The sequence below is a fragment of the Amycolatopsis sp. NPDC049159 genome, from assembly GCF_040648295.1.
Classification (GTDB): Bacteria; Actinomycetota; Actinomycetes; order Mycobacteriales; family Pseudonocardiaceae; genus Amycolatopsis; species Amycolatopsis pretoriensis_A.
Window position 1 is genome coordinate 143,110 of sequence record NZ_JBEZDL010000024.1, and the last position, 15,428, is coordinate 158,537.

Annotated in this window: 10 protein-coding genes and 1 rRNA gene; 6 read left to right on the forward strand and 5 right to left on the reverse strand. The window is 70.5% G+C overall.

From position 1 onward, the window contains the following. Positions 1-13 precede the first annotated feature (13 nt). Both AB0B33_RS37640 and AB0B33_RS37645 read left to right on the forward strand, forming a co-directional pair. Positions 14-646, forward strand: coding sequence for a GntR family transcriptional regulator (locus AB0B33_RS37640; RefSeq protein ID WP_360781012.1), 633 nt, complete (start codon positions 14-16; stop codon positions 644-646). After that, positions 643-1,398: a metallophosphoesterase gene (locus tag AB0B33_RS37645; RefSeq protein WP_360781015.1), complete on the forward strand. Its 756-nt coding sequence runs from the start codon at positions 643-645 to the stop codon at positions 1,396-1,398. The genes AB0B33_RS37640 and AB0B33_RS37645 overlap by 4 nt, the downstream gene beginning before the upstream one ends. A gap of 461 nt (positions 1,399-1,859) precedes the next feature. Here the strand turns inward: AB0B33_RS37645 and AB0B33_RS37650 are convergent, their stop codons facing one another. The 5 genes from AB0B33_RS37650 to AB0B33_RS37670 are packed head-to-tail and all read right to left on the reverse strand — an operon-like array spanning position 1,860 to position 7,899. After that, positions 1,860-3,482 carry a CocE/NonD family hydrolase gene (locus AB0B33_RS37650; RefSeq protein WP_360781018.1) on the reverse strand — a complete coding sequence of 541 codons (1,623 nt, stop codon included), beginning with the start codon at positions 3,480-3,482 and terminating at the stop codon, positions 1,860-1,862. 52 nt (positions 3,483-3,534) lie between these two features. Further along, positions 3,535-4,926 (reverse strand): aspartate ammonia-lyase, encoded by a 1,392-nt coding sequence (locus AB0B33_RS37655; protein ID WP_360781021.1) that lies wholly within the window; start codon positions 4,924-4,926, stop codon positions 3,535-3,537. Beyond that, the gene (locus tag AB0B33_RS37660) at positions 4,923-5,840 is read right to left on the reverse strand and encodes an asparaginase (RefSeq protein WP_360781024.1); all 918 of its coding nucleotides are present in this window, start codon (positions 5,838-5,840) and stop codon (positions 4,923-4,925) included. Before AB0B33_RS37660 ends, AB0B33_RS37655 begins: the two co-directional genes overlap by 4 nt. Further along, the gene (locus tag AB0B33_RS37665) at positions 5,837-7,255 is read right to left on the reverse strand and encodes an amino acid permease (RefSeq protein ID WP_360781027.1); all 1,419 of its coding nucleotides are present in this window, start codon (positions 7,253-7,255) and stop codon (positions 5,837-5,839) included. Before AB0B33_RS37665 ends, AB0B33_RS37660 begins: the two co-directional genes overlap by 4 nt. Then, positions 7,252-7,899, reverse strand: a complete 648-nt coding sequence (locus AB0B33_RS37670) for a FadR/GntR family transcriptional regulator (RefSeq protein WP_360781044.1) — start codon at positions 7,897-7,899, stop codon at positions 7,252-7,254. Before AB0B33_RS37670 ends, AB0B33_RS37665 begins: the two co-directional genes overlap by 4 nt. Positions 7,900-8,256: 357 nt before the next feature. On the opposite strand from AB0B33_RS37670, the gene dnaE reads away from it, so the two are divergent. The 4 genes from dnaE to AB0B33_RS37690 form a co-directional block, all read left to right on the forward strand. Then, positions 8,257-11,850: a DNA polymerase III subunit alpha gene (gene dnaE / locus AB0B33_RS37675; protein WP_360781030.1), complete on the forward strand. Its 3,594-nt coding sequence runs from the start codon at positions 8,257-8,259 to the stop codon at positions 11,848-11,850. Positions 11,851-11,917: 67 nt separating this feature from the next. Next, complete coding sequence (locus tag AB0B33_RS37680) at positions 11,918-13,393, forward strand: MFS transporter (protein WP_360781032.1); 1,476 nt, start codon at positions 11,918-11,920, stop codon at positions 13,391-13,393. A gap of 420 nt (positions 13,394-13,813) precedes the next feature. Then, positions 13,814-15,004 carry a low temperature requirement protein A gene (locus AB0B33_RS37685; protein WP_360781035.1) on the forward strand — a complete coding sequence of 397 codons (1,191 nt, stop codon included), beginning with the start codon at positions 13,814-13,816 and terminating at the stop codon, positions 15,002-15,004. Positions 15,005-15,356: 352 nt separating this feature from the next. After that, positions 15,357-15,428 (forward strand): 16S ribosomal RNA (locus AB0B33_RS37690); the annotation flags it as partial.

Genomic DNA, 15,428 nt, shown 5'->3' on the forward strand with positions numbered 1-15,428 from the left:
AATACTTCCGGCCATGGCCCGGACCCCGCTGCGCAGCGACCTCATCGAGCGGATCACCGCCCGCGTGCTCGACGGCCGGCTCGCCGCCGGCAGCCGCGTCAACGAGGTGCACCTGGCCCGTGAGCTGGGCGTCAGCCGGACGCCGCTGCGGGAAGCGCTGATCGGGCTCGCCGACCGGGGCCTGCTCGTCTCCGCGCCCGGCCGCGGTTTCCTCGTGCCGCCGTTCGACCCGGACGAGGCCCGCCGGCTTTACCCGCTGGTCGCCGAGCTCGAAGCCCTCGCGCTGCGCTGGACGTCGCCGCTGGAGCTGGCCGGGCTGCCGGACGCGCTCGACGCCGTCGCCGAAGAAATGGACGCCGTGCTGGCCGACGGCGGCGATCTGTCCGATGTGGACGACCGGTGGCACGCGCTGCTGCTGTCCCGCTGCCCGAACCCGCACCTGCTGCGGCTGCTCGGGCAGACCAAGCCGCTGCTCAAGCGGTACGAATCGTGCTACTTCGGCGGGGCGGGCCGGGCCGCGGAGAGCATCGGCGAGCACCGCCGGATCGCCGCGGCCCTGCGCGAGGGCGACCTGCCCGCCGCGTCCGCGGTGCTCGTCCGCAACTGGGTGAAAGCACTGGCCTACCTGGGGAAGGACGATCGATGATCATCGCGCACCTGAGCGATCTCCACCTCGACGGCGAGCCGCGGGCCGAAGAACGCGTCGCCGCCGTGATGGCCTACCTGGGCGGGCTGGCGCGGCCGGTCGACGCCGTCGTCGTCACCGGCGACATCGCCGACCACGGCGCGGCCGCCGAGTACGCGCGCGCCGCCGAGCTCCTCGAGCACCCGGCGCCGGTGCTGGTCTGCCCGGGCAACCACGACGTCCGCGCGGAGTTCCGGGCCGGGCTGCTCGGCTCTGCGCCGTCCGACGAGCCGATCGACTTCGCCCGTGAGGTCGGCGGCGTGCTGTTCGCCCTGTGCGATTCGACGATCCCCGGTGCGGGTGCGGGTTTCCTCGCCGACTCGACCTTGGACTGGCTCGACGGCGTGCTTTCCGGCGGGGACGGCCCGGCGATCGTCGCCTTCCACCACCCGCCGGTCGAGGTCGGCGTCCCGCTGGTGGACGCGATCCGCCAGAGCGGCGAAGAGCGGCTGGCCGCCGTCCTGGCCCGGCATCCCCGCGTGAAGGCGCTGCTGGCCGGGCACGTGCACACCGGCGCCTCGACGGTGTTCGCCGGGGTGCCGCTGCGCATCGCGCCCGGCGTCGTCTCGCAGTCGCTGCTGCCGGTCGAGCCGGGCGCGGACCGAGGCTGGGCCGACGGCGGCCCGCTGGACCACGAGCGGCCGCCGTCCCTGCTGCTGCACGTCCTGCACGACGACGGCCGGGTGACCAGCCACCACCGGGTCGTCGGCTGACCGGTCCTCGGCGAGGCGCGCGCCCGGTGCCTTGCGCTTCGTGCGCGAAGCGGAGGGGAACCCATGGCTTGCCTCGGGCTCGACTGGGGAAACGTACCGTCATGGCTGTCGGCGACGGGTGTGGGAATCGCCGCTGCTGTGGGAGTTGCCGAGGAGCTGAGTGTCAGCGTCGCGGCCTCCACCGAGTCTCTCGATTTCGAGCAGGAGATGCGGTCGGCAGCGCACACCTCGGCTGTCTTCAGCAGAACGCTCCCGCCGAAGTCGACGACTGAGCTCTATTCGGTTGTCCACCGGCTCGAAAGCCCACGCTGGATGTCTCGACGGGAGCGCCCGGTGCCGTCTGACCGGGTGGCGGCGATGCCCACAAGCGGCCGGTGCGCATCGCACACCGAGTGACTCCGCTTGACGCGCGGTGGTGGAGGTCCTGAACGACGGCCGGGTGACCAGCCACCACCGGGCCGTCAGCGGCTGAACACCGGCAGCGTGATCCGGGACGGCCGGGCCGCGTCGTGGAAGATCTCGAAGCGGTTCGGTTTGCCGTCCACCGCCGACGTGATCGGTTCGCCCGTGCCGTGGTTGCGCGCGAAGCGGGGGAAGCCGCCGCCCGCCACCTGGACGCGCAGGCGGTGGCCGCGGCGGAAGCGGTACGCCGTCGGGTCGAGGTCGATCTCCGCCGTCACCACGCCGTCGGGGTCCGCGGCCGGGAAACCCGGGCGCAACCGGAGGATCCCGTCGGTCACGTTGCGGGACACGCCGTCCGGGTCGACGTCGCAGAGGCGGACGTAGACGTCGGCGTGGCCGAGCTCGGTGCGCACGTGCACGGTCGCGGCCACGTCGCCGATGACGTCGAGGTCCGCGGGCAGCGGCTCGCCGGTGAAGACGAGCACGTCCGGGCGGGCCTCGACCTCCTGGTTGTCGCGCTGCTTCGTGTCGCCGGTGAGCAGGGGACCGCCGACCGCCGGGGTCGGGTCGGCCGGGTCGTAGGTGAACGTCGCCGGCAGCGCCTGCTCGGCCACCTCGCCGAGCCCGCCGACCGGCCGCAGGTGCGACGCGGTCGCCGTCGACGGCGGCGGCCACGATTCGAAGTCCAGCCAGGAGTTCGCGCCCTGCAGGAACAGCCGGACCGGCGAGCGCTGCAGCTGGGCGCGGTCGCCGAGCAGGTGCGCGCGGAGGAACCCGAGCTGGTCGCGGATCATCGGGCCCATGCTCGCCGGCTCGCCGTGCGCCCACGGCCCGATGGTGATCCGCGGCTGTTTGCCCGCTTCGGCGAGGATCCGGAAGTCGCGCAGCTGCCCGCGGATGAACAGGTCGTACCAGCCGGTGACCATGGACACCGGGACGTCGAGCTTCGCGACTTCGGCGCTGTGGTCGGACATCACCCAGTAGTCGTCGTCCGGCACGAAGTGGGTGGTGATGTCCTGCAGGAACCGCACCGGCTTCCCGATCGCGGCGACGTCGGCGCCGCTGAGCGGCAGGTGCGCCATCGCGCGGCGGGTCTTGCGCTTCTGGATCGGGTTGGGCAGCGCGGCGAACCGCTCTTCCTGGCGGCCGATCATCGCCGACCAGGACACCATGTTGTCCGCCGCGAGCACACCGCCCGGGTAGAACGTCGAGACGAACTCCGACGCGGTCACGCCGAGGCACATCGCCTCGAGGGGAGGTTCGAGGTACGGGCCGACCGCCCACTGCGTGTGCCCGAGGTAGCTGGCGCCGGCCATGGCGACCCGGCCGTCGCACCACGGCTGCTCCCGCAGCCATTCCGCGGTCGCCACGCCGTCCTCGCGCTCGAGGTGGAACGGCCGGAACTCGCCGCCGGAGCCGAACGAGCCGCGCGTGCTCTGGATGACCGTCTGCAGCCCGTGCCGGGCGAAGGTGTCGCCGAAGAGCTTGGACAGCAGGCCCGTGCGCCCGTACGGCGTGCGGATCAGCACCACCGGCGCCGGCGTGGTCCCCTCGGGGGCGTACCGGTCGGCCAGCAGCGTGACGCCGTCGGGCATCGTCGTTTCGAGGTCGCGCGTCACGACCGGCTTCGGCCCTTCGGCACGCGGGAGCCCGAGCAGCTTGTCGACAAGTCGGTCCAGCACGGGGTCCCCTGTCAGCCGAAGCGGAGTCGATCCTTCCGGATCCGACCGTACCTCAGTTCGCGCGGGCGAGCGTCTCGGGACGCAGCAGCCTGGCCAGCTCTTCGGCCGGGATCAGGCCCTTTTCGACCACGAGTTCGGCCACGCCCCGGCCGGTGGCCAGCGCCTCCTTGGCGATCTCCGTCGCGGCCGCGTAGCCGATGGCCGGGTTCAGCGCGGTCACCAGCCCGATGGAGTTCTCGACGTAGGAGCGCAGGACGTCGACGTTGGCCGTGATCCCCGAAACGCACTTCTCGGCCAGCGTCCGGCAGGCGGCGCCCAGGTGCGTGATGCTCTCCGACAGCGCGTGCAGGATGATCGGCTCGAACGCGTTGAGCTGCAGCTGGCCGGCTTCGGCGGCCATCGTCACGGTGACGTCGTTGCCGATCACCTCGAACGCGACCTGGTTCACCACCTCGGGGATGACCGGGTTGATCTTGCCGGGCATGATCGACGACCCGGCCTGCACCGGCGGCAGGTTGATCTCGTTCAGGCCGGCGCGCGGGCCCGAGGACAGCAGGCGCAGGTCGTTGCAGCTCTTCGAGAGCTTGACGGCGATCCGCTTGAGCACCCCCGAAAGGTGCACGAACGCGCCGCAGTCCTGAGTGGCTTCGACGAGGTCCGCTGCCGTTTCCACCGGCAGCCCGGTGATCTCGCGCAGGTGCCGGCACGCGGCTTCGGCGTACCCCGGCGCGGCGTTGAGGCCGGTGCCGATGGCGGTCGCGCCGAGGTTGATCTCGTGCAGCAGGGCAACGGCTTCGTTCAGCCGCAACCGGTCCTCGCCGAGCATCACCGCGTAGGTGCCGAACTCCTGGCCGAGCGTCATCGGGACCGCGTCCTGCAGCTGCGTGCGGCCCATCTTCAGCACGTCGTGGAACTCGACGGCCTTGGCCGCGAACGCCTTTTCGAGCACGACCATCGACTCGGCCAGCTCGCGCACGGCGATGATCGTCGCGACGTTGACCGCGGTCGGGTAGGCGTCGTTCGTGGACTGCCCGAGGTTGACGTGCTCGTTGGGGTGCACGACGTGGTAGTCGCCCTTGGCGTGCCCGAGCAGTTCGAGCGCGCGGTTCGCGATCACCTCGTTGGCGTTCATGTTGGTCGACGTCCCGGCGCCGCCCTGGATGACGTCGACGACGAACTCGCCGTGCAGCGCGCCTTCGCGGATCTCCCGGCAGGCCCCGGTGATGGCGTCGGCGATCTCGGGCCGGAGGAGACCGAGTTCGGCGTTGGCGCGCGCCGCGGCCTCCTTCACCGACGCGAGCGCCTCGACCAGGTGCGGGTACGCGGCGATCGTCGTGCCGGTGATGGGGAAGTTCTCGCGGGCGCGGGCGGTGTGCACGCCCCAGTACGCGTCGGCGGGGACGTCCTTGTCGCCGAGCAGGTCGTGTTCGCGGCGGGTGGTCATCGCAGGCTCCCCACGGGCAGGTTTCCGACGAAACGCAGGTTTTCCGGGCCGGGCGGCACGTCGATGCCGCACAGCTTCAGCGCGGCGGCCAGCACCGGGTAGCGCGCCCGGTCGCCGCCGTCGGCGATCTTGACGGCGATCGCCGTGCCGTCCGGCAGCGCGGCGACCTGGACGGCCTCGAAGCCGTCCTTCGCGAGCAGCCCCGGCACCGCGCGCATGACGGCGGTGACGTCGCGGCGGCTGCCGCCGACCAGCTCGGGGTGCCGCCGGACGCCGTCGGCGACCAGGTGCTCCGGCGTCCCGGGCGCGGCCGTGGCGATCTTCGAAACGGCGGTGGCGAGCCCGCGCAGCGTCGTCGCGAAGAGCGGCGCGCCGCAGCCGTCGACGGCGACGCGCTCGATGCCGTGCCCGGTCAGGTCCTCGACGGTGGCGGCGATCGCGCGCTGCAGCGGGTGCGCCGGATCGAGGTAGCCGCCGATGTCCCAGCCGTTCAGGTCGCACGTCGCGAGCATCGCCGCGTGCTTGCCCGAGCAGTTGTGTGCCACGCGGCTCGGGGCGCGGCCGGCCGCGAGCCAGTCGTCGCGCTCGACCGGGTCGTAGGGGAAGTCGGCCGGGTTGCCGAGCGCGTCGGGGGAGCGGCCGCCGAGCACGTCCGCGACGGCGTCGAGGTGCATCCGCTCGCCGGAGTGGCTGGCCGCCGCGATCGCGAAGCCGGCGGGGGACAGGCGCAGCCCGAGCCGCGCCATCGCCGTGGCCTGCAACGGTTTCGCCGTCGAGCGCGGGTACATCGGGACGTCCGGGTCGCCCGCGGCGAACAGCGTCGTGCCGTCCGGGGCGAGCACGACCAGGGAGCCGTGGTGCACGCCCTCGACCAGGCCACCGCGGACCAGCTCGACCAGGGGTTCGTGACTCACACGCCCTCCTCGTCGAACGCGCGCATGTCGATCCGCTTGCGCACGGCGAACCAGCCCACGACCAGCGCGACGAGGATCACGGGCAGCGCCAGGAGGGTGATCCGGCCGGTCTCGTCGAAGCCCATCAGGACGACGACGGCGGCGAGGAACACCAGCGTCGCGATCTCGGTGCAGGGCGAGAACGGCAGCCGGAACGACGGCCGCTCGAAGCCTTCGCGCTCGGCCTTGCGGACGAACAGCAGGTGGCAGAGCACGATGATGGCCCAGGTGGCGAGGATGCCGATCGCGGCGAAGTTCAGGACGATGTCGAAGGCGTCCTTCGGCACGACGTAGTTGAGCCCGACGCCCAGCACGCAGACGGCCGCGGTGAGCAGGATCCCGCCGTAGGGCACGTGGTTGCGGTTCATCACGCCGGTGAACTTCGGCGCCGAGCCCGCCGTCGCCATCGACCGCAGGATGCGGCCGGTCGAGTAGAGGCCGGAGTTCAGGCTGGACAGCGCGGCGGTGAGCACGACCAGGTTCATCACGCTGTCCGCGGCGGGCACGCCGAGGTGGGAGAGCACGGTGACGAACGGGCTCTGGTCCTTCGTGTAGGAGCTCCACGGCAGCAGCATCGCGAGCAGCACGACCGAACCGACGTAGAACACCGCGATCCGCCACATGATGGAGTTGATCGCCTTCGGCATGATCTTCTCCGGGTTCTCGGTCTCGCCGGCGGCGACGCCGACCAGCTCGACCGAGGCGTAGGCGAACACCACGCCCTGCACGATCAGCACCATCGGCAGGAGGCCGGTGGGGAAGATCCCGCCGTGCTCGGTGATCAGCTGCGGGCCCGGCACGCTGCCGTCGATCGGCGTCTGCGTCACCAGCAGGAAGATCCCGATCGCCATGAACAGCACGAGCGCGGCGACCTTGACGATGGCGAACCAGAACTCCATCTCGCCGAACAGCTTCACCGAGACGAGGTTCAGCGTCAGGACCACGGCGAGCGCGATCAGCGCGAGCACCCACTGCGGGATCGGCGAGAAGAACGACCAGAAGTGCGCGTAGAGCGCGATCGCCGTGATGTCGGCGATGCCGGTGGTCGACCAGTTGAGGAAGTGCATCCAGCCGGCGACGTACGCGCCCTTCTCGCCCATGAATTCGCGGGCGTAGGAGACGAAGGCGCCGCTGGAGGGCCGGTACAGGATGAGCTCGCCGAGCGCGCGGACGACGAAGAAGGCGAAGAGCCCGCACACGGCGTAGACGATCGCGAGCGCCGGGCCGGCCTGGGCGAGCCGGCCGCCGGCCCCGAGGAAGAGGCCGGTGCCGATGGCCCCGCCGATGGCGATCATGTTCACGTGCCGGGGCTTGAGCGCCTTCTGGTAGCCGGCGTCGCCCGCGTCGGCTGACGGCGTGAGGGTCTGTTCGGTCACTGGTCCCCGTTCACGATGCTGGTCAGGGTGGCCTCGACGTGCTCGAGGTGCGCGGTCATGGCGGCGACGGCGTCCGCTTCGGAGCCGCTCGCGATGGCCGTGACGATCTCGCGGTGTTCGGCGTCGGACCGCGCGCGCCGGTCGCCGAGCTGGTTGAGGAAGGCGGACTGGCGGGCCAGCGCGTCCCGGATCTCTTCGATCACCTTCCCGAACACGGGGTTGCCCGAAGCCTGGGCGATGGTGATGTGGAAGAGCGAGTCGAGCGCGACCCACGCGGTGTTGTCGGTCTCGGCGTCCATCCGGTCCAGGAGGTGGCCGAGCAGGTCGAGGTGGTCCTGGTCGCGCCTGAGGGCGGCGTACCCGGCGACGGGGATCTCGACGTGCCGGCGCACCTCGATGAGGTCCCGGGCGGAGTAGGGCCCGAAGGTGGGGTTCTCGGCGGGCCCGGTCGCGGTGACGAAGGTGCCCTTGCCGGTCTTGGACTCGGTCATCCCGAGGGCCTGCAGACCGCGCAGCGCTTCCCGGATGACCGACCGGCTGACCTCGAACTCCCTGCTCAGGGACGCTTCGGAAGGCAGCTTGGCGCCGACGGGGTAGTCCCCGCGTTCGATCAGCCGCCGAAGGTGCGCCAGCACGGCTTCCATGGCACTCACCCGGCGAGGACCACCTTGTCCGGCTGTCTGGCTGTCAGACAGGTTCATGCGGGGAATGCTCGGTCCCGCACCCCCGGGTGTCAACGCGAGCGGGCGCGGCTGTGGCTCACCTCACCGGCGGCTTCACGGGAGCCGCCGTACCCGCGGCGGTCGTCCTCGCCTACCCCGCCGGCCGCTCCGCGTGATCGCCCGGCCGCACCGCGTGCCGTGATCATCACCGCCCGAAATGAGTGCGAGTCGTGCCTCCGCTCCCGGCCCCCAGAGGCGCACAATCGAGCCCGGTGAGTGCGGGATAGGCTGGGGGACCCGGGCGCGCCGGTCCCATCCAGACAGGGGAGGTTTTCGCTGGTGTCGAACGATTCTTTCGTCCACCTGCACGTCCACACCGAGTACTCGATGCTCGACGGTGCGGCGAAGATCGCCCCTCTCTTCGCGGAGGCGGCGCGCCTCGGCATGCCCGCGGTCGGCATGACCGACCACGGCAACATGTACGGCGGCGACGAGTTCTACCAGCAGTCGAAGAAGCACGGCCTCAAGCCGATCATCGGCATCGAGGCCTACATCGCGCCGGAGAGCCGCTTCCACAAGAAGCCGGTCTTCTGGGGGCAGTCGAACCAGCGCGGCTCCGACGAGCTGGGCGAGGGCGGCGACGTCTCGGGCGCCGGTGCCTACACCCACATGACGATGCTCGCGCAGAACGCCACCGGGCTGCGGAACCTCTTCAAGCTGTCCTCGCTGGCCAGCATGCAGGGCTACTACCGCAAGCCGCGCATGGACCGCGAGCTGATCGCCGAAAACCACGCCGGCATCATCGCCACCACCGGCTGCCCGTCCGGTGAGGTGCAGACCCGGCTGCGGCTGGGGCAGAAGGAAGCGGCGATCCAGGCCGCGTCCGACTACAAGGACATCTTCGGCGCGGACAACTTCTTCCTCGAGCTGATGGACCACGGCCTGCCCATCGAGCGGTCGGTCCGCGAGGGCCTGCTCGAGGTCGGCCGCCTGCTCGACCTCAAGCCGATCGCCACCAACGACTCGCACTACGTCACCAAGGACCAGGCCGACACGCACTCGGCGCTGCTGTGCGTCCAGGCGGGCAAGACCCTCAACGACCCGACCCGCTTCAAGTTCGACGGCGACGGCTACTACCTCAAGGCCGCCGCCGAGATGCGCGAGTACTGGGACAGGGAGGTGCCCGGCGCGGCCGACAACACGCTGCTGATCGCCGAGCGCGTCGAGTCCTACGACGACGTCTACGCGCACAAGGACCGGCTGCCGTTCTTCGAGGTGCCGGAGGGCTACGACCAGGGCGGCTGGCTGCGCGAAGAGGTCCAGCGCGGTCTCAAGTGGCGCTTCCCGGACGGCGTGCCGGACGAGTACTACAACCAGCGGATCGAGATCGAGCTCGACGTCATCATCGGGAAGGGCTTCCCGGCCTACTTCCTCATCGTCGCCGACCTCATCAGCTACGCCCGCCGGGTCGGCATCCGGGTCGGCCCGGGCCGAGGTTCGGCCGCCGGCTCGCTCGTCGCGTACGTCCTCGGCATCACCAACCTGGACCCGATCCCGCAGAAGCTGCTGTTCGAGCGGTTCCTGAACCCCGAGCGCGTCTCCATGCCCGACATCGACATCGACTTCGACGACCGCCGGCGCGGCGAGATGATCCGGTACGCCACCGAGAAGTACGGCGCGGACAAGGTCGCCCAGGTCATCACCTTCGGCACCATTAAGACCAAGGCGGCGATCAAGGACTCCGCGCGCGTCCACTTCGGGCAGCCGGGCTACGCGATCGCGGACAAGATCTCCAAGGCGCTGCCGCCGCCGATCATGGCGAAGGACATCCCGCTCTCGGGCATCGTCGACTCGAAGCACGAGCGCTACGGCGAGGCCGCCGAGGTCCGCGCGCTGGTCGAGACCGACGAAGAGTGCAAGACGATCTTCGAGACCGCCCGCGGTCTCGAGGGCCTGATCCGCAACGCGGGCGTGCACGCCTGCGCGGTCATCATGTCGTGCGACCCGCTGACCGACGCCATCCCGCTCTGGCAGCGCGACGACGGCTCGATCATCACCGGCTGGGACTACCCCTCGTGCGAGGCCATCGGCCTGCTCAAGATGGACTTCCTGGGCCTGCGGAACCTGACGGTCATCGGCGACGCGATCGACAACATCAAGGCCAACCGCGGGATCGACATCGACCTCGACACCCTGGGCGTCGAGGACTCGGAGACCTACAAGCTGCTCGCCCGCGGCGACACGCTCGGCGTGTTCCAGCTGGACGGCGGCCCCATGCGAGACCTGCTCCGCCGCATGGAGCCCACGGTGTTCGACGACATCGTCGCGGTCGGCGCGCTGTACCGCCCCGGCCCGATGGGCATGAACGCGCACAACGACTACGCCGACCGGAAGAACAACCGGCAGAAGGTCAAGCCGATCCACCCGGAGCTCGACGAGCCGCTGCGGGAGATCCTGGCCGACACCTACGGCCTGATCGTGTACCAAGAGCAGATCATGCACATCGGCCAGAAGGTGGCCGGGTACACGATGGGTCGCGCGGACGTGCTCCGCCGCGCGATGGGCAAGAAGAAGAAGGAAGTCCTCGACCTCGAGTACGAGGGCTTCGAAGCCGGGATGAAGGCGAGCGAGCTGGTCCCGGGCGGGTTCTCCGCCGAGGCCGTCAAGGCGCTCTGGGACACGATCCTCCCGTTCGCCGGCTACGCGTTCAACAAGAGCCACGCGGCCGCGTACGGCCTGGTCTCCTACTGGACCGCGTACCTCAAGGCGAACTTCACGCCGGAGTACATGGCCGCGCTGCTGACGTCGGTCGGCGACAACAAGGACAAGTCGGCGGTCTACCTGTCCGAGTGCCGCCGGCTCGGCATCAAGGTGCTGCCGCCGGACGTCAACGAGTCGGCCCTGCGGTTCGCGGCGGTCGGGGACGACATCCGCTTCGGCATGGGTGCCGTCCGCAACGTCGGCGCGAACGTCGTCGAGTCGATCATCAAGACCCGCGAGGAGAAGGGGAAGTACGCCTCCTTCACCGACTTCCTCGACAAGTCCGAGCTGGTGGCCTGCAACAAGCGGGTCATCGAATCGCTGATCAAGGCGGGCGGGTTCGACTCGCTCGGCCACACGCGGCTGTCGATGATCCAGGTCCACGAAGACGCGGTCGAAGCCGTCGTCCCGCTCAAGCGCCAGGAGGCGATGGGCCAGTTCGACCTGTTCGGCTTCGGCGGGGACGACGGAGACGACACCGCAGCGGCTTCTTCCTCGCCGCTCGCGCACCTGAAGTTCGGCGAGGAGGAGTACCCGCGCAAGCAGCTGCTCGCCTACGAACGCGAGATGCTGGGCCTGTACGTCTCGGCGCACCCGCTGGACGGCGCCGAGCGGATCCTGCGCAAGCACGCCCCGAAGCCGATCGCCGGGATCCTCGCCGATCCGCCGCGCGAAGGCGAGATCGTCATCTCCGGGCTGATCACGTCGCTGGAGCGGCGGGTCAACAAGAAGGGCGAGCCCTGGGCGATCTGCACGGTCGAGGACATGGACGCCTCGCTCGAGGTGCTGTTCTTCCCGAAGTCGTACGCGCTGTTCTCGAGTGAGCTGATCGAGGACAACGCGGTGCTGGTCAAGGGCCGGGTCAACTGGCGCGAGGACAAGATGTCGATCTTCGGCGGCGGCCTCGCGACGCTCGACCTGTCCGAGGTCGGCACCGGCAACGGCGACGACGAACCGCCGCTGGTCCTGCTGGCCGCGGCGGAGAAGATCGACCAGTCGGTGGTCAGCGAGCTGCGGTCCACGCTGCTCGCCCACAAGGGCGAAACGATGGTCCACCTCAAGCTGGTGGGCCGGAACCAGACGGTGTTCGCGCTCCACGACTACCCGGTGAAGGTCAGCTCCATGCTGATCGGCGAGCTGAAGGGCATCCGCGGCATCACCGCGTCGACGTGAGCCCCCGGAGGGCGGGGTTCGCGGGCACAACGCGCGCGGACCCCGCCCTTCGTGTTTGCTGGACGGGATGACCCACGAACCCGACCCCCGCCGCTGGAAAGCGCTCGCCGTCTCGCTGACGGCCGGGTTCATGGGGCTGCTCGACGTCAGCATCGTCAACGTCGCCCTCCCGTCGATGCAGTCCGGGCTGCACGCGAGCAGCGGCGGGATCCGCTGGGTCGTGTCCGGGTACGCGCTGGCGTTCGGGCTGGTCCTGGTCACCGGCGGCCGGCTCGGGGACGCGTTCGGCCGCCGGAACATGTTCCTCAGCGCCCTCGCCGCCTTCGTCGTCACGAGCGCGCTGGCCGGCGCGGCCCCGAACGAGACGACGCTGGTGCTCGCCCGCCTCGCCCAGGGCATCGCGGCGGGCATGCTGACCCCGCAGAACACCGGCCTGATCCAGGACCTCTTCCGCGGCGCCGAGCGCGGCCGGGCGTTCGGGATGTTCGGCGCCGTCGTCGGGATCTCCACGGCGGTCGGCCCGATCCTCGGCGGCGCCATCATCGCGGTCTTCGGCGCCGAGGACGGCTGGCGCTGGGTGTTCTACGTCAACGTCCCGATCGGCGTGCTCGCGTTCGCGCTGGCCCTGCGGCTGCTGCCGCGCAGCGAGAAGAAACAGCTCAAGATCCGGTCGGAGATCGATTTCGTGGGCATCGTGCTGCTCGCGGTCGCGGTGCTCGGCGTGCTGCTGCCGGTCGTCGAATCGGACGACGACGGCCTGGCGCGCCTGTGGTGGCTGTTCCCGATCGCCCTGGTCTTCGGCGTCGCCTTCATCCGCTGGGAGCACTCGGTGTCCCGGCGCGGCCGGACGCCGCTGCTGGACACGCGGCTGTTCACCGGCACCCCCGGCTACGCGACCGGCGCGGCGGTCGGCGCGCTCTACTTCTGCGGGTTCGCCGGGATCTGGCTGGTCTTCGCCATGTTCTTCCAGCAGGGCCTCGGCTACTCGCCCTTGCAGTCCGGGCTCTCGGTGACGCCGTTCGCGCTCGGCTCGGCGGTGTCGGCGGCCGTCGCCGGGCGGCTGGTGCCCCGCTTCGGCAGGCGGCTCACCGTCACGGGGCTGGGCATGGTCGCCCTCGGCCTGCTCCTCGTCGCGCTGCTCGCCGAGCTGGTCCCGCCCGCGTCGTCCGGCTGGGCGTTCGCGCTGCCGCTGCTGTTCGCCGGCGTGGGCGGCGGGATGGTGATCTCGCCGAACACGACGTTGACGCTCGAATGCGTGCCGGTCCGGATGGCCGGCGTCGCGGGTGGCGCGCTGCAGACCGGGCAGCGGATCGGCACCGCGATCGGCACCGCGGTGCTCGCTTCGGTGTTCGGCGCGGTCGTGGGTACGGGCTCGGCCTACCCGGTCGCGCTGACCGTCGCGCTCAGCTGCGCGGCCGTCCTGACGTGCGGCGCGCTGGCGCTGGCGGTCGCCGAGCTCCGGGCGCGCCGGCACCGCGCCTCGGTAGAAGAGCGCGAAGCGCGGGAGGCGCACAGCTCGGCCGCGGACGTCCAGCGGGGCTGAGACACTACTTTCCGCAGAGCTGCGATGCTCCATCCGGGTGACGAGCGCGGGAATTCCCTGGTGCTACGCAGAGCGACCGGGTAGATCTTATGGAGCCTTCACTGCGCGGCTTCGGCTACCGACAGTGGCAATCAGTCGGCCACCCGGGGATGGGGTGACCGGCTTGAGCGATCGAGGCGTCCGGAGTTCGAGGGAATGGACACGCTCGGTCACCTTCCGTCCAGTGAGTTGTCGGCGTCCGCGGGGGACCGTCCGGCACTCGCGGAAGGGCTGCCCGTCGGTGCCGCCGGCGCGTGACGGCGCGGGCGGGCCCGGGGGAGGGGGAACCGGGCCCGTCCGTTCTTCGTGTCGGGTTTTGCGCACCGGCTCGTGATCATGTGGGATGACGGCGTCCGACAGGCACGAGCCCGGGGAGCACCGATGACCGAACAGCCGTTGCGCCCGGAGATCCGGGTGTGGCGCCGCCCCATGCGATCGCGGGACCGCGGTGAGCACCACCGCGTCGCGACGCCGCTGGAACTCCTGTTCGACCTCTGCTTCGTGGTCGCGGTCGGCCAGGCGGCCGCGCAGCTGCACCATGCGCTGGCCGAAGGCCACACCGGCCACGGCGTCCTGTCGTTCGCGATGGTGTTCTTCGCGATCTGGTGGGGCTGGCTGAACTTCAGCTGGTTCGCCTCGGCGTTCGACACCGACGACGTGCCGTACCGGCTGGCGACGCTCGTGCAGATCGCCGGCGGGCTGACCGTCGCGGCGGCTGTGTCGAGCGCCTTCGAAGGCGACTTCCGGCTGATGGTCGCCGGGTACGTCCTGATGCGGCTGGCGCTGGTGGTCCAGTGGCTGCGCGCCGCACGGTCCGACCCGTCGTGCCGTCCGGCCGCCCTGCGGTACGCGGCCGGCATCGCGGGGGTGCAGGTCCTGTGGGTCGCGTTCCTGTGGGTGCCGCACGGTGCCCAGCTGCCCGCGTTCGTCGTGTTCGCCGTCCTGGAGATGGCTGTGCCGGTGTGGGCGGAACGCCGGCAGGGCACGACGTGGCACCCGCACCACATCGCCGAGCGGTACGGCCTGTTCACCCTGATCGTGCTCGGCGAGGTGATCCTCGGCGCGACGAACGCGCTCAAGGAGGGGACCGCGGAGCCGGGCCACCTCGGCGCGCTGATCTCGCTGGCCGCGGCCGCGCTCGTCCTGGTGTTCTCGATGTGGTGGCTGTACTTCGACCGTCCCGGCCACGCGCGGCTCGTCCGCCGCCCGACCATGTTCACGTCGATGAGCTGGGGCTACGGCCACTACTTCATCTTCGCGTCGGCCGCGGCGGTGGGCGCGGGGCTCGAGGTGGCGGTCGCCTACGACACGGGCGCGCTGCACGACCTCCGCGGCGTGGCGGCGGCGATGGCCACGACGGTGCCGGTCGCGGTCTTCCTGCTGAGCGTGTGGCTGCTGCACATCGGCCCGACCAACGAGTGCCGCCCGATCGCCATCGGGTTCCCGGTGACGGCGGTCCTCGTCCTGGCGGCGTCGTTCACGCCGGCGCCCGTCCACGTGACCGCCGTGCTGGCGGCCGCGCTCGTCGCGCTGACGGTCGTCGCGACGCACGGGGAGCCGCAGCCGCGGTGAGCGCCGATCGGTGCAGGTCAGCGGCCTGGCGCGAAAAAGGGACCCCCCTGTGCAAGGGGGTTTCGGGGGCATGTAAAGTTCTCCAAGTCGCCAGGGAAACCGGGTGGCCGCCGGGAACACGAACCAAGCTCCCACAGTCGTGGTAGAGTGGGTGGTCCCGATCCAGGGTGGTATCCCTGGAACAAAGCTTGAAACAAAAGCCGAAGACCAAGGCGCTTCGCAGCGCGGCGGTCCGAAGTGTGTTGCTTGAGAACTCAACAGTGTGCTAGTGAACTAAGCCAGTAGAGCTTATGTATTGAACCTCGTATGAGGTTCCTTTGAGAGCATTAAATTGCCTCGATTAAACTGTTCATTGTTGGAGAGTTTGATCCTGGCTCAGGACGAACGCTGGCGGCGTGCTTAACACATGCAAGTCGAACGCTGA